Source organism: Streptomyces sp. NRRL F-2580 (assembly GCF_000720115.1).
In the GTDB taxonomy this organism is placed as follows: Bacteria; Actinomycetota; Actinomycetes; order Streptomycetales; family Streptomycetaceae; genus Streptomyces.
In genome coordinates this window covers 21425-44517 of record NZ_JOIR01000009.1, presented here as the reverse complement: position 1 = coordinate 44517, position 23093 = coordinate 21425, and the positions used below count along the sequence as shown (strand labels likewise).

The 23093-nt window shown below is 74.6% G+C and carries 14 protein-coding genes; 8 read left to right on the top strand and 6 right to left on the bottom strand.

From position 1 onward, the window contains the following. Nucleotides 1-66: 66 nt before the first annotated feature. The 7 genes from IF88_RS0111045 (at nt 67) to fxsT (ending at nt 13024) form a co-directional block, all read left to right on the top strand. Nucleotides 67-2250 carry a trypsin-like peptidase domain-containing protein gene (locus IF88_RS0111045; RefSeq protein WP_078892834.1) on the top strand — a complete coding sequence of 728 codons (2184 nt, stop codon included), beginning with the start codon at nt 67-69 and terminating at the stop codon, nt 2248-2250. Between the two features lie 38 nt (nt 2251-2288). Then, nucleotides 2289-3377: an AAA family ATPase gene (locus IF88_RS0111040; protein WP_030709796.1), complete on the top strand. Its 1089-nt coding sequence runs from the start codon at nt 2289-2291 to the stop codon at nt 3375-3377. 6 nt (nt 3378-3383) lie between these two features. After that, nucleotides 3384-6830 carry an SAV_2336 N-terminal domain-related protein gene (locus IF88_RS0111035; protein ID WP_051836728.1) on the top strand — a complete coding sequence of 1149 codons (3447 nt, stop codon included), beginning with the start codon at nt 3384-3386 and terminating at the stop codon, nt 6828-6830. 100 nt (nt 6831-6930) lie between these two features. Next, nucleotides 6931-7125 carry an FxSxx-COOH cyclophane-containing RiPP peptide gene (gene fxsA / locus IF88_RS0111030; RefSeq protein WP_030709793.1) on the top strand — a complete coding sequence of 65 codons (195 nt, stop codon included), beginning with the start codon at nt 6931-6933 and terminating at the stop codon, nt 7123-7125. Nucleotides 7126-7261: 136 nt separating this feature from the next. Further along, nucleotides 7262-8677, top strand: coding sequence for an FxsB family cyclophane-forming radical SAM/SPASM peptide maturase (locus IF88_RS0111025; RefSeq protein ID WP_078892833.1), 1416 nt, complete (start codon nt 7262-7264; stop codon nt 8675-8677). Further along, nucleotides 8674-9930: an HEXXH motif domain-containing protein gene (locus IF88_RS0111020; protein ID WP_051836726.1), complete on the top strand. Its 1257-nt coding sequence runs from the start codon at nt 8674-8676 to the stop codon at nt 9928-9930. Before IF88_RS0111025 ends, IF88_RS0111020 begins: the two co-directional genes overlap by 4 nt. A 73-nt stretch (nt 9931-10003) precedes the next feature. Beyond that, entirely contained in the window at nt 10004-13024 is a 3021-nt protein-coding gene (fxsT, locus tag IF88_RS0111015; RefSeq protein WP_030709788.1) for an FxSxx-COOH system tetratricopeptide repeat protein, read from the top strand. A gap of 27 nt (nt 13025-13051) precedes the next feature. Here fxsT and IF88_RS42030 read toward each other — a convergent pair whose 3' ends face one another. The 5 genes from IF88_RS42030 to IF88_RS0110990 form a co-directional block, all read right to left on the bottom strand. Then, the gene (locus IF88_RS42030; RefSeq protein WP_051836724.1) at nt 13052-13531 is read right to left on the bottom strand and encodes a hypothetical protein; all 480 of its coding nucleotides are present in this window, start codon (nt 13529-13531) and stop codon (nt 13052-13054) included. Nucleotides 13532-13726: 195 nt separating this feature from the next. After that, nucleotides 13727-17605 (bottom strand): multifunctional oxoglutarate decarboxylase/oxoglutarate dehydrogenase thiamine pyrophosphate-binding subunit/dihydrolipoyllysine-residue succinyltransferase subunit, encoded by a 3879-nt coding sequence (locus tag IF88_RS0111005; RefSeq protein WP_030709784.1) that lies wholly within the window; start codon nt 17603-17605, stop codon nt 13727-13729. A 259-nt stretch (nt 17606-17864) separates the two neighbouring features. Further along, nucleotides 17865-18974 carry a HAMP domain-containing sensor histidine kinase gene (locus IF88_RS0111000; protein ID WP_051836723.1) on the bottom strand — a complete coding sequence of 370 codons (1110 nt, stop codon included), beginning with the start codon at nt 18972-18974 and terminating at the stop codon, nt 17865-17867. Further along, the gene (locus tag IF88_RS0110995; RefSeq protein ID WP_030709782.1) at nt 18971-19711 is read right to left on the bottom strand and encodes a response regulator transcription factor; all 741 of its coding nucleotides are present in this window, start codon (nt 19709-19711) and stop codon (nt 18971-18973) included. The genes IF88_RS0111000 and IF88_RS0110995 overlap by 4 nt, the downstream gene beginning before the upstream one ends. Before the next feature lie 192 nt (nt 19712-19903). After that, nucleotides 19904-21589, bottom strand: coding sequence for a glycoside hydrolase family 3 protein (locus IF88_RS0110990; protein WP_078892849.1), 1686 nt, complete (start codon nt 21587-21589; stop codon nt 19904-19906). A 241-nt stretch (nt 21590-21830) separates the two neighbouring features. On the opposite strand from IF88_RS0110990, the gene IF88_RS0110980 reads away from it, so the two are divergent. Further along, the gene (locus tag IF88_RS0110980; RefSeq protein ID WP_051836738.1) at nt 21831-22523 is read left to right on the top strand and encodes a TetR/AcrR family transcriptional regulator; all 693 of its coding nucleotides are present in this window, start codon (nt 21831-21833) and stop codon (nt 22521-22523) included. Here the strand turns inward: IF88_RS0110980 and IF88_RS0110975 are convergent. Continuing rightward, nucleotides 22520-23068 (bottom strand): hypothetical protein, encoded by a 549-nt coding sequence (locus IF88_RS0110975; RefSeq protein ID WP_030709780.1) that lies wholly within the window; start codon nt 23066-23068, stop codon nt 22520-22522. The genes IF88_RS0110980 and IF88_RS0110975 overlap by 4 nt on opposite strands. Nucleotides 23069-23093 lie beyond the last annotated feature (25 nt).

Sequence of the window (23093 nt, the reverse complement as noted above, 5' to 3'; positions counted from 1 at the left end):
TCCCGCCAGGATAATCCGCGCGGGCGAAGAGGCCCCCCGCCCGTGGTGCCCCCGGGGCTAGCCTGGATGCCCAACGAGCGGGGGGTGCGGATGACGGACGGGCGCACGACAGGCTCGGCGCGCGCCTTCGAGCTCCTCGAGCCCCTCGTCCAGGCCGCGACCGTACGCGTTCACGCCCCGCCGGGCGGGTATGACAACCCCGGCAGCCATCGGACCGGTCCCACGTGGGGGAGCGGTTTCTTCATCGCCCCCGGCTGGGTCCTGACGTGCGCGCACGTGGTCGGCGAAGGGGGTGCTGCGGTGCGTCTGACGGGACGCGAGGTCGGCATCACCTTCTCCTCCGGGACCCACGGGGCGACCGGAACGGTCACCGGGCGCGTGGAGTGCGTACTGCCCGAGCGGCTGGAGGAGCGGCGTCCGCGCCGGGGCGCCTTGTGGGACCTGCCCGACCTGGCGCTGCTCAGGGTCCTGGCCCCCGTGTCCCACGCCTGCGTCTGGCTGACGGACCGGTCCAGACCCCGTTTCGACGAGGTCGCCTACTTCGGCTGCACCGAGGACCTCGGCACGCCCGAGATCACCGGCCGCACCACCCGGCTGCGCGGCAGCGCCGGGAACGGCGCGGCCGTCCGGCTCGGCGGCGACGACGAGATCGACCCCGGCATGTCCGGCGGCCCCGTGGTGGACCTGGCTCGCGGGGAGGTCGTCGGGGTGGTCAAGGCCCGGCGGCACGGGGCGGGCGGCGGGCTCGCCGTCTCCGTCGTGCAGCTGCGCACGCTGCCGATGCCCGCGCGCGGCCAGGTCGGGCTCTACCGCCGCGTCATGCAGGCCCACGACCTGCACCACTACGACCACCACCTCAGCGACCTCGACAACCGCCGGACCTGGACGGACGTGCACGGCGAGCTCCCGGCGGAGGAGGCCGACCCGTACGGCGGCCGCGGCCGGCTCACCCCCGGCGAGCGCACCACCCTGTGCGGGCTGCTGGCCGAACTGCCCCCGCCGGGCTCCTCCGAGGTCGTACGGGCCCTCGTCGAGGCGGCCCGCGGGGAGGAGCCGGACCCGCAGCCGCCGGCCCCGCTCAGCTGGCGCGACGGGCTGGGCCTGCTGCACGACCCGCCCGGCGGGGCGGGGGAGGCCGCGGCGATGCTCCGGTACGCGACCGACGTGAGCGTGGCCGACTACCGGGAGCCGCCGACGCCGGGCGCGGACGAGGAGCTCTGGGACTGGATCCGGGCCACGGCCGAGCGGTTGTGGCGCCCGCTGCGGCGCGAGCTCGGCGAACGCCACGAGCGGGGCCTCGCGGAGCGGGAACGGCGGCGGCGGGCCTCGGCCGGGCGGGCGGTGAACGGCCCGGCCCGGCGGGCCGGCGGGCTGCCGCCCGGGGCCTCGGCGCTGCTGGAGGTGTGGGCGCACGGCTGGGAGGACGTCTACGACTGGCGGGTCTCCGTCCTGGCGGGCCCGGCGCAGCCCGGGCGGGTGACCCCCGTGGACTCGGGCGTACGGGCCACCCCGGCGGGCCTGCGGGAGCTGTTGCGGGCCCCGCTCGCCGAGGCCTTCCGGCGCTGCGACACCCACGAGGCGGCGGCCCTGCTCGAAGTGGCCGTGGCCCCGGAGCTGTTCGGGCTGGCCGTGGACGAGTGGGTGGTGACCGGCGGCGTACCGCTCGGGGTGCAGCGGCCGGTGGTGCTGCGCCACGCCGCCGGACGGGCCGGGGCCGGGCACCCGGCGGACGCCGGCCATCCCGCGGACCCGGCGGGCCGCGCGCACCCCGCCGATCCGGGGGACCCCGCGGGCCGCGGGCACCCCGAGGCGGCCGCCCGGTGGGCGCGGGTCCAGGCGGGACCCCTGCAGGACGAACGGGCCGACTGCGTACGGGGACGCCCGCGCAGCCCGGCGGCCGAGTGGCTTTCGGGACTGCCGGACAACACCGTGCCGGTCCACTGCCGGGCCGCGGATTCGGAACCCACGCTGGGGTCGTTGCACGCGGTGCGCGACGCCGGGTACGGGGTGGTGGTGACCCGGCGGCCGCCGCCGGACCCGAGGGAGTCGTGCGCGCCGTTCCACCGCGGTCTGCGGGAGGAACTGGCCGACGCCGGGCGGGCGGAGGTGCTGCCGGTGCGCCTGCAGACGCTGCGGGGGAGGGCGTACGGGGCGGACCCCGACGCGTACTGGGCGGCCGGGACCGGGCTCGTGTGGGAGGACCCGGCGCGGCCGCTGCCGGACGACGAACCGCTCCAGGGCGACCTGTGACGGCGCCGGGCCCGGCGGATTCGAGTGAGGGAGGGGCAATGAACGACGAGTGGCTCATATACCGGGGGATCGGTGAGCCCCATGACGGGATCGACGCCCTGCCCGATCCGCCGCCCTGGCGGGACTTCGACGGCGGGCCGGTGGCGGAGCCGGGCGGCCCGGCCGCGGCCGCCGACGGCAACGTGGCCCGGCGGCTCGGGGCGCACCGGCAGGCCGCCGAGCTGCACCGGCCGGAGCCCGAGGAGCTGGAGGCCGTCAACGCGGCGCTGTACCTGCGACGGCCGCTGCTCGTGACCGGCTTCCCCGGAACGGGAAAGTCCACCCTCGCACACGCGGTGGCCCACGAGCTGAAGCTCGGACGGGTGCTGCGCTGGCCGGTGGTCTCGCGGACGGTGCTGCAGGACGGGCTGTACCGGTACGACGCGCTCGCCCGGCTGCAGGACGTACAGCTTGCGGCGAGCGGAGGCGGAGGCGGGGGCGGAGGCGGAGGCGGAGGCGGGGGCGGAGGTGGAGGTGGAGGCGGTGGCGGCCGAGGCGGGGCGCACGGCACCGGAACGGCCCCCGGCATCGGGAAGTACATCCGGCTCGGGCCGCTGGGCACCGCCCTGCTGCCCACCGCCCAACCCCGGGTGCTCCTCATCGACGAGCTCGACAAGAGCGACATCGACCTGCCCAACGACCTGCTGAACGTGCTGGAGGAAGGCGAGTTCGCGCTCCCCGAGCTGGAGCGGGTCGCCGACACCGAGCCCGAGGTGCAGGTGCTCACCGACGACGGGACCAAGGTGACCGTCCGCGGCGGCCGGGTCCGCTGCCGGGAGTTCCCCTTCATCATCCTGACCAGCAACGGCGAGCGGGACTTCCCGGCCGCCCTGCTGCGCCGCTGCATCCAGCTCAAGCTCGGGCAGCCCGGCGAGAAGCGGCTCGCCACCATGGTCCGCGCCCACCTCGGCGAGGAGGCCGCCCGGCTCGGAGCGGACCTGATCCGGGAGTTCCTCAGCCGCTCCCAGACCGAACTGGTCGCCGCCGACCAGCTGCTCAACGCCGTGTACCTCACCCACTACGCCGCCCCGCCCACCCGGGAGGACCTCGCCGACCTGCTCATCCAGCGCCTCGACCGCCCGAGGTGACGGGCCGTGCCGCCGACTCCCGCCGTGCCCCCCGCCGCTCCCGAGCCCCGGCAGGGCGTCCGCGAGCTGGCCGCGCTGCTGCGCGCCGCCGGGCTCGACCCGAGCGCCGAGGAACTCGCCGACGCCCTCTGGCTCGCCGGGCACATCCGCGGGCCGGGGCCGTACGCGCCGGGCGCGCCCGGCCCGGACCCCGGGGAGGACGCCGAGGACCCGGCCGGCAAGCCCGTCGAGCCCGCACGGGCACGGACGGATGCCGATGATCCGGTCAGGCTCTACGCACCCGGCGCGCGCCGCGCCGGCGGGGCGGAAGGGGAACGGCCGGAGGAGTCGCCCGAGGAACACGGAGTGCCCGTACGGGTGCCCCGGGCCGCCGCGCTGCCGCGCATCCTGGACGTCCAGCGGGCCCTGCGCGCCCTCCAGCGGCACCGGCCGCCCGTCCCGCCCACCCGGCTGGTCATCGACGAACCGGCCACCGCCGAGGCCAGCGCCCGGGCCCTCGGGCTGGTCATCCCGGTGCTCCGGCCGGAGAGCCGGCGCGAGGCGACCGTACGGCTGGTGATGGACGCCTCGCCCTCGATGGCCGTCTGGCAGGACATGTTCGACGAACTGCGTTCGGTGTGCGAGCGGTTGGGCGCCTTCCGGGACGTCCAGGTGCACTACCTGCACCGCCTCGCGGACGGTACGGCGGTCCTCGGCCGCAGCCCCGTACCCGGCTCCGGGCTGCGCTCCGGCGACCAGTTGCGGGACCCCACCGGCCGGGCCCTGACCATGGTGATCTCCGACTGCGCCGGGCCGCTGTGGCGCGAGGGCGCCGCGCAGCGGCTGCTGTACCGGTGGGCCGAGTGCACCCCCTGCATGGTGGTCCAGCCGCTGCCGCAGCGGCTGTGGGGCCGCAGCTGGCTGCCGACCGAACGGGGCACCCTCACCCGGCTGGAGGGCGGCGGGCACCAGCTGAGGTTCCGCCCGGACCGGCCGCCGCTGCCCGGCCGGCCCGCGGGCGGGCTGACCGTGCCCGTGCTGCCGCCGAGCCCGACCGCCCTCGGGGCCTGGGCCCGGCTCGTCGCCGGACTCGGCACCGGGCCGGTACCGGCCGAGGTCGGCCGGGTGCGGGCCGACCATCCGGCCGTGCCCGTGCCGCCGCCGCGCGCCGTACGGCCGCCGCGCGAGCTGGTGGCCCGGTTCCGGTCCTCGGCCGCGCCCCGGGCCGTACAGCTGGCCGTGTACCTGTCGGCGGCGCCGCTGACGCTGCCCGTGATGCGGCTGGTGCAGCGCACGATGCTCCCGGACTCGGAGCCGTCCGACCTGGCGGAGGTGCTGCTGAGCGGGCTGCTGCGGCGCAGCGGGCCCGGGCCGGGGAACTGGTACGAGTTCGTCCCCGGCGTGCAGGACGTACTGCTGGGCCCGCTGGGGCGGGACGAGGCCGCCCTGGTGCTCAAGCACTGCTCGGAGTACGTGCTCGCGCACTTCGGACAAGGCGTGCGGAACTTCCCCGCGCTCGCGGTCTCGCAGCTCACCGGAGTGCCGCCGGCGGCGGCGGTCGCCCCCGGGCCGCAGGACGCCGAGCGGGTGCCCGAGGGGCGGCTCCCGCAGGCCTTCGCGCAGGTTTCGGCCAAGGTCGTACGGCGCTACGTGCCCGGCATGCCGGAGGAGGGCCCGGCCCGCCGGGAGCCCCCCGCGGTCCCCCCGCTCGGGCGGGCCGGAGCGGTGCGCGCCGCCCGGGCCCGGCTCGCGGACGCGGCCGCGGACGGCGGCGCGCGGGCCCTGCACGAGGCCGTGGCGGTACTGCGGCGGGCGGTGACGGCCCCGGTGGCGCCCGGCGACCCGCCGGAGGAGGCCGAGACCGAACTGGCGGGGGCGCTGCTGCGGCTGTGGGTGGTCCAGCGGGACCCGGAACTCCTCGCCGAGGCCGAACGGGCCGTGGCCGGGCTGCGGACTCCGCCGGCGCGGGCCGTCCTCGGCCGGGTGCTGTACGAGCGGGCGCTGGCCCACGGCTCCGACGCGGAGCTGCTGGCCGAGGCGGACCGGGCGTTCGCGGCGGCGGGCGCCGCGGCCGACCCGGAGCTGCGGCGGGACTGCGCGGTGCGGCGGGCCGAGACCCTGATCCGGCTGAGCGGGCTGCGCCCGGACGCGGGCGCGCTCCGCGAGGCCCGCGCCGCCCTGGAACCCCTGGCGGGACCCCCGGCCACCCCCAGCCGGTCCCTCGACGGTCCCCGCGACGCAGACCCGGACGCGGAGCCCGACGCGCACCCCGACGCGGAGCCCGAGCCGGACCCCGTGCTGCAACGGGCCCTGGGCCGGGTGCTCCTGGCCCTCCTGCCCCGCACCCCGGACCCGGCCGAGCGCACGGCCCTGGCCGAGCAGGCCGCCGCCCGGCTGGCCGTACCGGGCGCGGGCGCGGCCCGGGCCACGGCCGCCGAGGCCCGGGTGCGGGTGGACCTGGCCGCCGCGCTGCGCTACCTGCCGGCGCGGCTGGAGGAGGCGGCCGGCCAGCTCACCACGGCCCTGGAGGAGGCCGGCGGGGACCCGGAGCTGCGGGTGGCCGCCCTCGTGTGCCTGGCCCGGGTGCACCGGGAGCGGTACGCGCGCGACGCCGACCCGGCGGCGCTGGAGGACGCGGCCGAGGCGTACGGCCGGGCCCGGCGGCTGATCCCCCGCGACGGGGAGGCCTTCGGGGAGCTGCTGCCCGAGTGGGGCGAGGTGCTCCTGGAGCGGGCCCGGGCCGCCGGCGGACGGCGGTTCACCGGCGCCGCCGTACGCGTCCTGCGCGACAGCCGGGCGGCGGTCCCGCAGTCGGACCCGGGAGCCGCGCACCGGCTGATGCGGCTGGCCACCGGGCTACGGCTGCGGCACGCGTACGAGGGCGACCCCGTGGACCTGCGGGAGGCGGAGTACCTGCTGGAACTGGCCGTCCGGCACAGCCGCAGCCCGCTGGAGCGGGCCCGGGCCTGGCGCGACCACGGCGACGTGCAGCAGGAGATCCACGGTCACACCCGGGCGGTGGAGCGCCTGGACCGGGCGGCGGACTCCTACCGGCGGGCCTGGCGGGCCGCCCTGGAGGCCGCCCGCGAAGGCGACGAAGGCCGCGAAGTCGACGGGGGCCGCGAAGTCGACGAGGGCCGCGGGGTCCGCCCCGGCCGCGCCGGCCACGCCGGGCCGGACGGTTACGCGGGACCGGCAATCGGCCCGGACCCCGCACGCCGCGAAGGCCACGAGCCCCCTGCCGGCAGCGCGGGCTCCGCGGGGTCCGCGGGCACCGCCGTCCGACTGGCCGCCCGCGTACAGGAGGCGCGCGGGGAGGTGCTGGAACGCCTCGCCCGCCCCCGGGCCGCCCTGGACGCGTACCGTGCCGCGCTGGAGCTGTGGACGCGCCCCGACGCGGGCACCGACGCCGAAGCCGAAGGCCGGACGGAGGCCCTCCGCGCCCGGGTCCGCGCCCTGGAAGCGGGGCTCTGAAGGCGTAGCGGCGAGCGGAGCGCGCTGTTTCCGTGGACCGGCCGGAGGGAAAGGGCAGTGGACCGTCCGGTCCGCGACGCGACAGGGGGAGCAGCGGCACATGGTGACGAAGCGGCAGGAAGTGGAGGCGGTGACCCCGGCGTGCCCCGGGCGCCTGCCGGATCTCTCCGGGCTGGACCTGGCCGCACTGCGCGGGATCGACCATCCCGTGCTGGCCCAGGTGATCGAGGGCATGGTCGAGCGGGTGACGCATCCGGCCGAGATCCTCAACGCCTTCGACTCCGGGGTGGCCTGACCGGCGCGTGCCTGATCCGCCCCATCTTGGAAGCGAGTTGACCACTTTCCGCCGTTAGCCGGGTCCGTCCGAAGGGCAGGGATGGACCGTCCGCCGGGGGTCGCCCCCCGGAGGTCGGGGGGAGGGAGGTGGGGCGATGAGGCGAGCGGTCACGAGCGACTCCGTGCTGCCCGCGCCCGGCGGCGCGGGCTCCGCCCCGCACCAGGACCCGGCCCGGCCCGAGCAGGACCCCGCCGCGGGGCAGCGGCTGCGCCACGCCCGGCACGCGCCCTGGCCCTACGCCCGGCTCGACGTGGCCGCCGCGCGGGCCGCCGGGCACCGGCCGCACCCGATACGGCAGTTCGTCCTCAAGACGCGCAGCCGCTGCAACCTCGCCTGCACCTACTGCTACGTCTACGAGATGGCCGACCAGGGCTGGCGCGGCCAGCCGCCCGCGATGACCCCGGCCACCGCCGCCCGCGCCGCCGAGCGGATCGCCGAGCACGCCGCCGCCCACCGCCTGCCCCGCGTCGACCTGGTGCTGCACGGCGGCGAACCGCTGCTCACCGCCCCCGCCGCACTGGCCGGGCCGGTCGACGCCGTCCGGGCCGCCGTGGCCCGGACCGCCCCGCGCACCAAGGTCACCGCCACCGTCCAGACCAACGGCACCCTGCTGACCCGCGGCCGCCTCGCCGCGCTCGCCGCCGCCGGGATCCGCGTCGGCGTCAGCCTCGACGGCGGCCTGCCCGCGCACAACGCCCGGCGCGTGGACCACGCCGGTCGCCCCGGCTTCGGCGCGGCCGCCCGGGGCCTGCGGCTGCTGGCCCGGCACCCGGACAGCTACGCCGGGGTGCTGTGCGTCGTCGACCTCGACCAGGACCCGGTGGAGACGTACGAGTCCCTGCTCGCCTTCGCCCCGCCCAGCGTCGGGCTGCTGCTGCCGCTCGCCAACTGGAGCGCCCCGCCCCCCGGCCACCACCCGGGCCTGGCCCCGTACGCCGACTGGCTGCTCGCCGTCTTCGAGCGCTGGTGGCACGACGGGGTACGGCGCACCCGGATCCGGCTCTTCGAGGAGATCATCGCCCTGCTGCTCGGCCTGCCCGCCGCCACCGAGACCCTCGGGCTCGCGCCCGCCGCCACCGCCGTGATCGAGACCGACGGCTCCATCGAACAGGCCGATTCACTGAAATCCGCGTACGAGGGCGCCGCCGCGACCGGCATGAGCGTCGACACCCACAGCTTCGACCAGCTCCTCGACCACCCCGGCCTCGCCGCCCGCCAGCTCGGACGGGACGCGCTCGCCGCGGGCTGCCGCGCCTGCGAGCTGGTCGAGGTGTGCGGTGGCGGGCACTACCCGCACCGCTACCGCGCCGGCGAGGGCTTCCGGCAGCCTTCCGTGTACTGCGCCGACCTCCAGGTGCTCATCCGGCACATCGCCAACGCCGTCCTCCGGGCCGCTCAGTCCCCGGCGACGGCCGCCCGGCGTACCGCCCAGGCCGTGCAGGCCGGCCAGACCCTCCCCCCGCGAGCCGCGCGTGCCACCGTCGCCCACCCGCCGGCGGTCGCCTCATGACCACGGCGCTCACCGCCTTCACCGTCTCCTCCCGCACCCTGCGCGCCCTCGCCTCCACCGAACCCTCCCCGGAAGGCACCCGCCTGGTCCGCGACGTGCGCCGCTCCAAACGCCTGGTCCTGCTCCGCGCGGTCCTCGACGCCGCCCCCGGCGGCCCGTCCGGGGAGGCCGCCGACCACTGGGCCCTGCTGGAGGAGGCCGAGCGCCACGACGCGGGCGCCGTGCGCGACGTACTGCACTACCCGGCCACCGGGGTCTGGGCCGAGGAGACCCTGCGCCGGCTGCACGCCTCCTACGGACCCCCGCCCGACCTCGGCCACCTCGGGGCGCTCGCCGTCGCCGCCGCCCTGCGCGCCGGGATCGCCTTCACCCACACCCTGCGGCCCCAGCAGGGCCGGCTCGTCCTGCCCACCCTCGGACTGCTGCGCCCGGACCGCCCCGGCCCCGTCGCACTCACCGAACGCTCCTGGGACCCCGGCGACCCCGCGACCCTGCCCCTGCACGCCCTGCCCGGCGGCCGGACCGCCCTGGACGACCTCGACCCCTACCGGGCGCCCGGGCCCGCGCAGCCCGCGCCCGTCCGCCCCGCCCGCCGGCTCACACCGAAGGGGCACAAGCGCTGGGACACCCAGTGGTCCGGCGCGCTCACCCTGCTCCTGCGCTACGACACCGTCCGCGCCGAGGAGACCGGGCACTTGCTGCGTTCCGTCGTACCGCTGTCCGGCGGCTCCCGCTCCAACGGCGCCACCCTGCCCGCCGCCGCCGGTTCCGTCCTCGCCCGCGCACAGGCGCCGCCCGCCCTGGCCGCGACCCTCGTCCACGAGGTCCAGCACGGCAAACTCGCCGCCCTCGCCGACGTCCTGACCCTGCACACCGCCGACCGAACCCCCCGCCACTGGGCCCCCTGGCGCTGCGACCCACGCCCGCTGGAGGGACTCCTGCACGGCGCCTACGCCCACCTGGCCCTGGCCGGGTACTGGCAGCGGGCCGCCCTCTACGGGGCCCGCGGCGCCTGGGCCCAGCACGCCCGGATCCGCGCCCAGGTGGCCGCCGTCCTGCCCGCCCTGCAGGCCCACGACCGACTGACCGCCGCGGGGCGGGAGTTCACCGAGGCGATGGCCGCCGCCGAACGGGCCATGGACGAGCTGCCGCCACCCGGCGACCAGCACACCGCGGCCCGCCGGGCCGTCGACCGGGAGCGCCGCGCCTGGTGCGAGGCGCACCCCGAACTCGCCCCGTTCGCCCGCGGTTGATGGGCCACACCCCACGGCACCGCTGCGGTACCTTTTCAGTCCGTCCACTGCCCGGAGCCCAGGGAGACGGCGCATGACCACCGGTAGTCGGCAGGACCAGGGCAACACCGCGCACCCGTACCCGCACGCCCAGCCGCAGCGCTTCGTCATCAGCTTCGCGGGGTTCAACCGCCCCTGGGCCGTGTGGATCGGCCACCGCCTGGAGGAACACGGCCACCGCGTCGCCCTCCAGCGCTGGGACCCGCAGAACAGCCCCGGCATCGCCCAGGCCCTCGACGACCTCGCCCGCTCCGGCAGCCGGGTCCTCCTCGTCCTCAGCGAGCGCTACTTCTCCGCCGGCACCCACGCCGACGAGGAGTGGAACACCGCCCTGCGTGCCGTCACCGACCGCCACCCCGACCGGTTCGCGGCCGTCTGCCTCACCGACGCCCCGCTGCCCAGCGCCGTCGCCGTACTGGAGAAGACCGACCTGTGGGGCCTGGACGCGTACGAGGCGGAGTACCGCGTGCTGCGCCGGCTGGAGCTGCCCACCGACCGGATCGGCACCGAGACCGGCCGGCGCGGACCCCGCTTCCCCAACGACCCGCCCGAGATCTGGGGCCGGGTCCCGCGCCGCAACCCGCGCTTCACCGGCCGCAACGACGTCATCGGCACCCTGCGCGAAGCCCTGGCCGAGGCGCCGGCCGGCGCGTCCACCGTCACCCTGCTCGGCCTGTCCGGCGTCGGCAAGACCCAGGTGGCCACCGAGTACGCCTACCGCTTCGCCTCCGAGTACGACGTGGTGTGGTGGGTCCCCGCCGAGGACCGGCCCACCCTGCGCGAACGCCTCGCCGACCTGGCCCCCGCCCTCGGCCTGCCCCGTGGCGCGGGCAGCTACGGCGAGCAGATCCGGGCCGTCCTCGAAGCGCTGCGGCGCGGATCCCCGTACGGCCGCTGGCTGATGGTCTTCGACGGCTGCGACAACCCCGACGACCTCATCGACCTGCTCCCCTCCGGCGCGGGCGACGTGATCATCACCTCCCGCAACCGCGAATGGGCCACCCGGCACACCAGCCTCGTCGAGGTCCCGCTCTACGCCCGCCCCGAGTCGATCACCTTCATCCGCCGCCGGGCCCTGCGCCTCACCGCCGAGGAGGCCGACCAGCTCGCCGAGGCCCTGGAGGACTACCCGCTCGCCCTCGACCAGACGGCCGGCTGGCTCGCCGACTCCCCGCTCGCGGTCGGCGACTACCTCGCCCTGCTCCAGCGCCGGATGGACTCGCACGAAGCCGTCACCGTCTCCGACGACTACCCGCTGCCCTTCCCCACCGCCCTCGCCATACTCCTCAACAACGTCCGGGAGAACTTCCCCGACGCCCTCGCCCTGCTGCGCCTGTTCGTCTTCTTCGCCCCCGGACCGGTACCGCTGCGGCTGCTGCGCGAGTTCCCCGCCGACGACGTGCCCGAAGAGCTCGCCGGGCTGATCAACGACCAGATCCGGTGGAACGCCGCCCTCAACAAGCTCGTCCAGTTCTCCGTCGTCCGGCTGGAGTACTCCGACCTGCCCCTGGAAGAGGGCGGCGGCGGGCTGGAGACCGTACAACTGCACCGCATGGTCCACGGCATCGTCCGTGAGGACCTCTCCGAGGAGGAGGCCAAACCGCTCGCCCGAGCCGTACGGCAGGTCCTCGCCGCCGCCGACCCCGGCGGGCCCTCCGACTCCCGGCTGTGGCCCCGCTACGCCGAACTCGTCCCGCACCTGGCCCCCTCCGGGGTGCTCACCAGCGGCAACCCGCGCATCCAGAACTTCCTGCTGCGCTGCCTGCGCTACCTGATCCTCGCCGGGGAGTACCGCACCTGCCTGCGGCTCTCCGAGGAGACCGACCTGATCTGGCGGGCCGTGCTCGGCGAGGACCACCCCAAGGTGCGCGAGCTCAGCTACCAGTACGGCAACGCCCTGCGCAACCTCGGCCTGTTCCGGCGCGCCGAGACCCTCACCAAGGCAGTGTCCGCCCGGCTCACCGCGGAGCGCGGCGACCGGGACCTGGAAAGCCTGCGCGCCACCAGTGCGTACGGCGGCGTCCTGCTGTGCATCGCGAAGTTCGAACCGGCCCGGGAGATCTTCGAGCACTGCCTGAGCACCTACCGGGAGCTGCTCGGCGAGGACGACTCCGTCACCCTGGACGCCCAGAACAACCTCGCCGCCACCTACCGGCTGCTCGGCCGCTACCAGGACGCCTACGACCTCGACCTGGACACCCTGCGCCGCCGCGAGCGGGTCCTGAAGCCCCTGCACATCTCCACCCTCGCCTCCGGCATCGCCTGCGCCATGGGCCTGCGGCTGATGGGCCGCTACCGGGAGGCGCAGACCCGGCAGGAACAGGGGGTCAAGCTGAACACGCAGGTGCTGGGGCTCGGCCACCCGCAGACCCTGCGCGCCGAGCACAACCTCGGGATGTGCCTGCGCCGCTCCGGGGACATCCCCGGCGCGGGCCTGCGGCTGCGGACCGTGTGGGAGCGGGCGACGCGGGTCTTCGGGGTCGACTACCCGTGGACCCTGATGGTCGCCTCCGACTACGCCACCTACCTCAGGGAGTACGGGGACATCGGCGAGGCCCGCCGGATCTCCGAGGACGTGGTCCGCGGCTACCAGTCGCAGCTCGGCCTCGCCCACCCGTACAGCATCGGCACGGTCGGCAACCTCGGACTGGTGCTCCGCGCCCAGGGCGAGCGCGCGGAGGCCCTCTCCCTGGCGGAGCAGGCCCTCGTCGGCATGCGGGGCGCGCTCGGCGACCGCCACCCGTGGACCCTGGGCTGCGCCCTCAACGCCACCGGCCACCGCAACATCACCGGCCGGCTGGAGGACGCGCTGGACCTGAGCCGGGACACCCTGCGCACCGCCGAACAGGTGCTGGGCCCGGACCACCCGATGTCCCTGAGCGCCCAGATCGCACTGGCGGCGGACCTCCGGTCGGTACGGGAGCACGAGGAGGCGGCGAAACACGAGGACGCGGGCATCAAGGGCCTCACCCGCACCCTGGGCGCGCAGCACGTCCACACCGTATCGGCGAAGCAACAGACCAGGCCGTACTGGGATTTCGAGCCGCAGCCGTAGCGGGTCCGGTAACGCCTCCGGGGCCCACTAGTCCGGCACCGGGATGAGGTTGGGGCCGTTGTCGAACACCTGGTCCTTGAACCTGGCGCGTTCCTCCGGCGTGACGCACTTGACGTCGCCGTCCCACATCTCCCGCCATACGTAGCCGGGCATGCAGGTGGACGGCCCGTAGGCGCCGCCGCCGGGCTGGCGGTGGGGGTTCTGCGCGTGGGCCCGGTCGCGGATCTGCGGCGTGACGCAGAGGGAGTCCCCGTCGAAGCTGTCACGCCAGACGTAGCCGGGCAGACAGGTGTACGGCCCGTAGGCGCCGCCGTCGGGCTCCTGGTGGGGGTTCGGAAAGACGTCGGAGCGGACGCCGGCCGCCGACTGCGACGGCTGGGCGACCGCCGCCGACGCCGGCAGCGCGACGGCTCCGCAGATGACGGCGGCCGAGGCGACGGGCATCACGAAGCGGGCGATCCGCCGCTGGGGCCGGACAGCGGCCGGGGTGGGGACGACGTGGGACATGGCGGGCTCCTCGAAGACGTGGGCCGGCGGCGGCGCCGCCGCCGGATCTGCCTCCAGTACGCGCGACGGCGCCGGTCCCGGTCATGTCCCGGAAGGACGTGACTTGACGGGACGGCCGGAATCCGGTCCCGGCATGCCGGAAGGCCCGGCCCCCGTGAGGGGAGCCGGGCCTTCCACTGCTGAGCCGCGCGGCGACTACGCCTCGAAGACCTCGTTCAGCAGGAGCTGCTGCTCCGCCTGGTGGCGCTTCGCGGAACCGACCGCCGGCGACGAGCCGTGCGGGCGGGAGATGCGGCGCAGGCGCTCGCCGGCCGGGACGTCCGCGCCGACCGCCAGGTCGAGGTGGTCGATCAGGTTCAGCGCGATGAACGGCCACGCACCCTGGTTCGCCGGCTCTTCCTGGGCCCAGATGTACTTCGCCGCGTTCGGGAACTTGGCGATCTCCGCCTGGAGCTCCGCACCCGGCAGCGGGTACAGCCGCTCGATGCGGATGATGGCGGTGTCGGTGATGCCGCGCTTCTCGCGCTCGGCCTCCAGGTCGTAGTAGACCTTGCCGGCGCAGAAGACGACCTTGCGGACCGCGTTCGCGTCCACCGTGCTGTCACCGATGACCGGACGGAACGAGCCGGTCGTGAACTCCTCCGCCTTCGACGCCGCCGCCTTCAGACGCAGCATCGACTTCGGGGTGAAGACGATGAGCGGCTTGTGGTGCGGGTTGTGGACCTGCCAGCGCAGCAGGTGGAAGTAGTTCGACGGCAGGGTCGGCATGGCCACCGTCATGTTGTCCTGCGCGCACATCTGGAGGAAGCGCTCGGGACGCGCGGACGAGTGGTCCGGGCCCTGGCCCTCGTAGCCGTGCGGGAGGAGCAGGGTGACGCCGGAGGTCTGGCCCCACTTCTGCTCGGCCGAGGAGATGAACTCGTCGACGACGGTCTGCGCGCCGTTGACGAAGTCACCGAACTGGGCCTCCCAGAGGACCAGCGCGTCCGGGCGGGCCAGCGAGTAGCCGTACTCGAAGCCCATGGCCGCGTACTCGGAGAGCAGCGAGTCGTAGACGTTGTAGCGGGCCTGGTCGTCCGACAGGTAGAGCAGCGGGGTGTAGTCCTCGCCCGTCTCCCGGTCGATGAGGACCGCGTGGCGCTGGCCGAAGGTGCCGCGGCGGGAGTCCTGACCGGACAGCCGGACCGGGGTGCCCTCCATCAGCAGCGAACCGAAGGCCAGGGTCTCGCCCATGCCCCAGTCGATGGTGCCCTCGTCGATCATCGCCGCGCGGCGCTGCAGCTGCGGCAGCAGACGCGGGTGGACGGTGACGCCCTCGGGGATGGTGACCTGGGACTCGGCGATCCGCTTGACGACGTCCTGCGAGATCGCGGTGTTCACGGCGACCGGGAACTCCTGCGCGGTCTGCGCGGGCGTCACCGGGGCGCCGGCGGCCGGAGCCGTCGAGGCCTCGCGGACTTCCGCGAAGACCTTCTCCAGCTGGCCCTGGAAGTCCTGGAGCGCCTGCTCGGCCTCTTCCAGGGTGATGTCGCCGCGACCGATGAGGGACTCGGTGTACAGCTTGCGCACCGAGCGCTTCTTGTCGATCAGGTCGTACATCAGCGGCTGGGTGAAGGCCGGGTTGTCGGACTCGTTGTGGCCGCGACGGCGGTAGCAGATGAGGTCGATGACCACGTCCTTGTTGAACGCCTGGCGGAACTCGAACGCCAGCCGCGCGACGCGGACGACGGCCTCGGGGTCGTCGCCGTTCACGTGGAAGATCGGCGCCTCGATCATGCGGGCCACGTCGGTCGCGTACATGGACGAACGCGAGGACTCAGGGGCGGCGGTGAAGCCGACCTGGTTGTTGATGACCACGTGCACGGTGCCACCGGTGCGGTAACCGCGCAGCTGCGACATGTTCAGCGTCTCGGCGACGACGCCCTGGCCCGCGAAGGCCGCGTCGCCGTGGAGCGCGAGCGGGAGGACCGTGAAGTCCGTGCCGCCCTTGTTGATGACGTCCTGCTTGGCGCGGGCGACACCCTCCAGGACCGGGTCGACCGCCTCCAAGTGGGAGGGGTTCGCGACGAGCGAGACCTTGATCTGCTCGCCGTCCAGGCCGGTGAAGGTGCCCTCGGCGCCCAGGTGGTACTTGACGTCGCCGGAGCCGTGCATGGACTTCGGGTCGAGGTTGCCCTCGAACTCACGGAAGATCTGCGCGTACGACTTGCCGACGATGTTCGCGAGGACGTTCAGGCGGCCGCGGTGGGCCATGCCGATGACGACCTCTTCGAGGCGGGCCTCGGCGGCCGAGTCGATGACGGCGTCGAGCAGCGGGATGACGGACTCGCCGCCCTCCAGGGAGAAGCGCTTCTGGCCGACGTACTTCGTCTGCAGGAAGGTCTCGAAGGCCTCCGCCGCGTTCAGGCGGCGCAGGATGCGCAGCTGCTCCTCGCGCTCCGGCTTGGTGTGCGGGCGCTCGATGCGGTCCTGGATCCAGCGGCGCTGCTTCGGGTCCTGGATGTGCATGAACTCGACGCCGGTGGTGCGGCAGTACGAGTCGCGCAGCACGCCGAGGATGTCGCGCAGCTTCATCATCGACTTGCCGGAGAAGCCGCCGACCGCGAACTCGCGCTCCAGGTCCCACAGGGTGAGGCCGTGCTCGGTGATGTCGAGGTCGGGGTGCTTGCGCTGCTTGTACTCCAGCGGGTCGGTGTCGGCCATGACGTGGCCGCGGACCCGGTAGGAGTGGATCAGCTCGAAGACGCGGGCGGCCTTCGTGACGTCGTCGTCGTGCGAGGCGTCGATGTCCCGGTTCCAGCGGACGGGCTCGTACGGGATGCGCAGCGACTCGAAGACGGCGTCGTAGAAGCCGTCCTCGCCGAGCAGCAGGTTCGCGACGATGCGCAGGAACTCGCCGGAGGCCGCGCCCTGGATGACCCGGTGGTCGTAGGTCGAGGTCAGGGTCATGACCTTGGAGATGCCCAGCTTGTTCAGGGTGTCCTGCGAGGTGCCCTGGAACTCGGCGGGGTAGTCCATGGAGCCGACGCCCATGATGACCGACTGTCCGGGCATCAGGCGGGGCACGGAGTGCACGGTGCCCAGGCCGCCGGGGTTGGTGAGGGAGACCGTCACACCGGTGAAGTCGTCCATCGTCAGCTTGCCGACGCGGGCGCGGCGGACGATGTCCTCGTAGGCCTGCCAGAACTCGAAGAAGTTGAGGGTCTCGGCCTTCTTGATGCCGGCGACGACGAGCTGGCGGTCGCCGTTGGGCTTCACCAGGTCGATCGCGAGGCCGAAGTTGATGTGCTCCGGCTTGACCAGGGTCGGCTTGCCGTCCTTCTCCGCGAAGGAGTAGTTCATGGCCGGCATGGCCTTGATCGCCTGCACCATCGCGTAGCCGATCAGGTGCGTGAAGGAGATCTTCCCGCCCCGGGCGCGCTTGAGGTGGTTGTTGATGACGATGCGGTTGTCGAACAGCAGCTTCACCGGGACGGCGCGGACGGACGTGGCCGTCGGCACCTCGAGGGAGGCGTTCATGTTCTTGGCAACGGCAGCCGCCGGGCCGCGGAGCGTCACCAGCTCGGGGCCCGCGGGGGCCTCCGTGGCGGGCGCGGCCTTCTGGGGGGCTACGGCGGAGGGGGCGGGCGCGGCCGGTGCGGCGGCCGGGGCCTGGGAGGTGACAGTCACAGCAGGGGCACCAGAGGGGGTGGCAGGAGCAGGGGCAGGAGCTGACACAGGCGTGGGCGCGGGAGCCGGGGCGGCAGTCGCGGGCGCGGCGCTCGCCACCCCCGTGGCGGCGTCGGCGACCTGCGGGGCCTGGGCGACGGCGGTGGCGGCCTGTGCGGAGGCGCCGTCCGTCGTCGTCGTGGGCTTCTCCGCACCGTCGGACTTCACCGGAGCGGCGACGCCCCCCGGCTTGTAGTCGGCGAAGAAGTCCCACCAGGCCCGGTCGACCGAATTCGGGTCCTGGAGGTACTGCTGATAGATCTCGTCGACGAGCCACTCATTCGCGCCGAAGCCTGAGGCAGGGTTCTTCCCGCCCTCTGCTGCTTCGGTCGTGGTGCTCGAGTTATTGGGGGACTGTGGCGACACGGCGGCAACCGCCCTCTTCCGCTTCACAAGGTATGGACAGCGGGAATAAAGGCTACGCCTCCTGGGCCGTGAGATGCAGACCGGGCGGGACATCCGTCGCGCAGGTCACATCGAACGGCGGGTTTCACCGCCTGGAATGGCGGGAAACAAGTGTGGTTCGGGTAGGGGGCACCGAGGTTGCGGCCCCCATGGCTTCGCACCCCTGACGGACCCCGGGTACGTGTGGCCGAGATCATGTCCTTCCCACTCGAACCCTACGTCAACACGGAGCCTTCGAGCTGCCCGGAAGCGTGACGAGGATGCGGCAGCCCCGTGACGATTCGGCCACTCCGATCCGCCCGCCGTGCAGTTCGACGGCCCAGCGGGCGATCGCCAGCCCCAGTCCGGTGCCGCCGTCGCCCCCGCGGGCGCTGCCCCGGTTGAACCGCTCGAAGACCCGGTGGCGCTCCGCCTCCGGGATGCCGGGACCCTCGTCCCGTACCTCCAGCACCAGGGCGCCGGGCGCGTCGCCGGCCCGGGCGCGGACCGTGACCCGGCCGTGCGGGGGGCTGTGCTTGACCGCGTTGTCGATCAGGTTGGCGACGACCTGGTGCAGCCGCTCGTTGTCCGCGTACGCCCACAGCTCGGGCGGGAAGACGTCCAGGTGCAGGTGCACGTCGTTGCGGGCGTGCCCGCCCGAACCGGAGAGCAGCCCCGGCCGGCCGGCGGCCGCCAGTTGCGACTCCTTCAGCACCCCCGACAGGTACGGCCACACCTCGAAGCGGCGGGCGCGCAGCGGGACCACGCCGTTGTCCACCCGCGACAGGTCCAGCAGGGTCTCCACGAGCCCGCCGAGGCGCTCGGTCTGCTTCAGCATCGTGCGCATGGTCTCGGGATCGGCGGCCGAGACCCCGTCCACCACGTTCTCCAGCACCGCCCGCAGCGCGGCGATCGGCGTGCGCAGCTCGTGGGAGACGTTGGCGACCAGCTCCTTGCGGTGCCGGTCCACGGCCTCCAGGTCGTCGGCCATCAGGTTGATGGTGGAGGCCAGGTCGCCCAGCTCGTCGCGGCGCCCGGCGCCGCGCACCCGCCGGGTGTAGTCGCCGTGGGATATCGCCCGGGCCACCGTCGTCATGTCGTCGAGCGGAGCCGTCAGGCTGTGCGCCACGAACTGGGTGATCAGCATGGAGGCGATCACGGAGAAGACCGTGATGAAGCGCAGCTCGGTGTCGGTGCGCAGGGCCACCAGGAGCAGGCCGGTCGTGATGAAGACCGAGACCACCACGAGCGTGCCCAGCTTGGTCTTGATCGAGAACGGCGAGAAGGGCCGCAGGCCCCCGGAGAGCCGCTGCCTCGGCCGTTGCCACTGTCCGCTCGGCGGGCCGCTCATGCCTGGGCCGGGGTCTCCAGGGCGTACCCGACGCCGTGGACCGTACGGATCCGCTCCGCGCCGATCTTGCGCCGCAGGGCCTTGATGTGGCTGTCGACCGTACGGGTCCCGGACGCGTCGGCCCAGTCCCACACCTCGGCCAGCAGCTGCTCGCGCGAGAGCACCGCCCGCGGGGTCCCGGCCAGGCACACCAGCAGGTCGAACTCGGTCGGCGTCAGGTGCACGTCCTCGGTGTGGACCCGGACCCGGCGCTGCGCGTGGTCGATCTCCAGATCGCCCAGGCGCAGGGTGGCCCCGCGCGGGGTGTGCGCGGCGATGGTGGCCCGCTCCACGCGCCGCAGCAGCACGTGGACCCGTGCGGCCAGCTCGCGCATCGAGAACGGCTTCGTCATGTAGTCGTCCGCGCCGACCCCGAGCCCCACCAGCAGGTCGGTCTCGTCGTCCCGCGCGGTGAGCATCAGCACCGGGACCGGCCGCTGCGCCTGGACCCGGCGGCAGACCTCCAGCCCGTCGAAGCCGGGCAGCATGACGTCCAGGACCAGCAGCTCCGGCAGCCAGCTCTCCGCCGCGGCGACGGCGGCGGGGCCGTCCGCCGCCGTCTGCACCTGGAAGCCCTCGGCGCGCAGGCGGGCCGCGATGGCCTCGGCGATGGTGTGGTCGTCCTCGACGACGAGCACACGCCGCTGGGCGCCGGGTGTCGCCGCGGCGCCGTTGTGTGTGGTGTGTGTCTGTTCCATGTCCGCCCCTGAAGATCCCGCGTGAATGGGGTGCAGCGTAGAGGAGGCACCGGCCTGCGGCTACGTGGGGTTCGGACATGGCATATGTGCTGGAGCGGCGTAAGCGGAATGATATGTACCGGGTGCCGGACCCCCCACGGGACCGGCACCCGGCGGGCGGGACCGGTCAGGTGCCCCGCCGTCTGCGGCCCTCTACAGGGTCAGTCCGTGCCCGTGCGGGAAGACCGGGTCGAGGGTGTCGTTCGGCACATCGGGACGGGAGGCCGCGACCGCTTCCATCGAGCGCGGGAGCTCGAAGGGGAGGCGGCCCCCGGGTACCGCGCGGCCGAAGGCCACGTCCAGCAGGGCGGCGTCCGAGGCGCCGTAGTCGGCGATCAGGGCGGCCGCGCGTTCGGCGATCTCCGGGATGACGGCGGCCCGCTCCAGGTTGATGCAGACCAGGGTCGGGACCCGGTCCAGGAGGTCCAGGATCTCGGCCAGTTCCGGCTCGGGGAAGGCCAGCGAGCCCGAGTGGAAGAACGACTCGAAGATGTTCTCCCGGGGCTCGTACGGGGTCCGCAGCCGCAGGACGGCCAGGTCCGCCTCGGCCGGTCCGGCGACCACCTCGCCGTACCCGGCGGCGACCGCCTCGTCCACGCCCCGCACGTACAGCCTCGGCCGCCCGCCCAGCGGCAGCAGGCCGTCCGGATTGGTCAGGACGGTGAGGGAGCGGCGCTGGGCCGCGGCGCCCAGGGCCGTGAAGTCGGTCCGGCCCACGGTCTCGGCCGCCACGTCCGGGTCCACGTACGGGTTCTCGAACAGGCCGAGCGTGAACTTCTCGCGCAGCAGCCGGCGTACGGACGCGTCGATCCGGGACTCGGCGACGCGGCCCGAGCGGACCAGCTCCACGACGACCTCGGGGCACTGCTCGCCGCCGAACTGGTCGCAGCCGGCGTCCAGGGCGCGGGCCGCCCGCTCGGCCACGCTCAGGTGCTCCAGGCCCCAGGCGCGGGCCGGATGCACCTGTCCGAAGATCGTCGCGTCGTTGAGCAGGCCCCAGTCGGTGCAGACGATCCCGTCGAAGCCGAGCTCCTCCCGGAGCAGGCCGGTGACCACGCCCTTGCTGAAGCCGAAGCCGACCTCCTCCCAGTCCGTGCCCGTCGGCTGGCCGTAGTACGGCATCATCTGCGCGCACCCGGCGGCTATCGCGGCCTTGAACGGCTCCAGGTGGTGCTCGCGCATGCCGCCCGGGTAGACCTGCTCCTTGCCGTGCGCGAAGTGCGGGTCCTCGCCGTCCTTCTGCGGGCCGCCGCCGGGGAAGTGCTTGACCATGGCGGACACCGATCCGGGGCCGAGGGCCGGGCCCTGGAGACCGCGTACGTACGCCTGCACGAGCCGGCCGGTCAGGTCGGCATCGGAGCCGAAGGTTCCGGTCTGGCGGGCCCAGCGCGGCTCGGTGGCCAGGTCGATCTGCGGGTGCAGGGCGACGCGGAAGCCGACGGCGAGGTACTCGCGGCGGACGGTGTCGGCGAACCGGTGGACGAGCTCGGGATCGCCGATCGCGGCCAGGCCCAGGGCCTCCGGCCAGGCGGAGAAGGCGCCGGCGTTGAAGGAGGCGCCGACGTTGTCGGTGAAGGCGTGGCGCGGGTCGGTCGAGAGGGTGACCGGAATGCCGAGGCGGGTGGCCGCGGCCATTTCCTGGACGGTGTTCTGCCACCGGGCCATCTCGCGGGCCCCGTAGGTGCCGAGCAGGTTGAAGTGCGACAGGAAGCGGTCCTCGACCAGCTCGGGGGTGGTGAAGGGGAGCATCGAGCCGTCGGTCTCGGTGACCGGGCTGCCGTCCGCGTTCATCATCAGCATCGAGTGGAAGAGCTGGCCGGCCTTCTCCTCCAGCGTCATCCGGGAGAGCAGGTCGGCCACGCGCCGCTCGACGGGGAGGGAGGCGTCCTGGTACTCGGGGATTGCGTTCACGGCGGGGCTCCTGGACTGCGTGACCGGGGGGATCGGCGGCGTGGGCGTCACGGTAGGGGCGAAAACCTTGTACCCGCTAGGTTTTTGAAAAGTGACCTGGGTCACCCCGGATGAAGGGCGGGCGGGAGACCCGGTGAAGGCGGGCGGGAGACCCCCTAGGGTGGTGCTCATGGCACGGGACACGGGGCGGGCGGGCTCGACGGGCGCCGGGCGCGGGACCTACGCGGTGGGCGACGCCCGCCGGCAGAAGATCCTCGACACCGCCGTCGAACACTTCGCGCAGTGGGGCTTCCACGCCTCCTCGCTGGCCCGGATCTCGGCCGGCTGCGGAATCACCCAGGGCGGGCTGCTGCACCACTTCCGCGGCAAGGAGGACCTGCTGCTGTCGGTGCTCGCCCAGAGCGAGCGGCACGACGTGCAACGGCGGTTCGGCGAACCCGCCGCATCGGTCGCCGCGTACTTCACCACCCTCGTGGACCTCGCCGCCGACAACGAGCGGCGCCCCGGGATCGTCCGGATGTTCAACACCCTGGTCGGCGAGGCCGCCGACCCCGGGCATCCCGCACACGAGTACTTCGAGCAGCGCTACGCCCGGGTGCTCGGCCACACCCTCGACGTGCTGGAGGCGGGCGTCGCGGGCGGCGAACTGCGCCCGGACGCCGACTGCGAGGCCGCCGGGCGGGAGATCCTCGCCGTCATGGACGGCCTGCAGATCCAGTGGGTGCTGGCACCCGGGAAAGTGGACATGCCGGCCCGGCTGCGCGGCTTCCTGGACCGGCTGCTGCGAGAGCTCTCGGCCCCGGGCCCGGCCCCGGCCCCGGTCCCGGGTCCCGGCCCCGGCCCCGGGGCCCGGGTGTCCTAGCCCGCCGTGAACGAGGGCAGCGCGTCCACCACCTTGGTCAGGGCCGGCGGCAGGGAGCCCTGGTCGCCCGCCACCTCGTAGCCGCCGTGCACGAAGGTGTAGAAGTACCCGTCGTAGATCGTGGGGCCGCCCGTGGCGATCCTGGGCAGGTGGGCGAAGTCCGCCTCCTGGAGGGCGGTGCGCAGCGCGGCGAGCCCGGCCGACGGCATCGTGCCGGTGCCCTCCGTCTTCGCCTTGGCGTCCAGCCGGGTCCAGGAGCCGTCGCCCTTGACGATGAGGGTGTGGGTCTGCCCGGCGAAGCCGCCGGTGCGGGTGACGCGGACCAGGGTCTCGCCGGGCGCGGGGACGCGGCTCGCCGTGGGGCTCGCGGTGGGGCTCGCGGTGGGGCCCGTACCGGAGCCGGAGGCACTCCCGGCCGGGCTCGGGGCCGACCCGGTGGAGGTCTTCGGGGGCGTGTCGTCGCCGCCCGCGGAGGCCGCCGGTCCGCACCCCGCCAGCAAGGCCGCGCCCAGCACCAGGCCCGCCACCGCTCGGAACGCGCGCACACCCACCTCCGCAGTCACTCCGGTC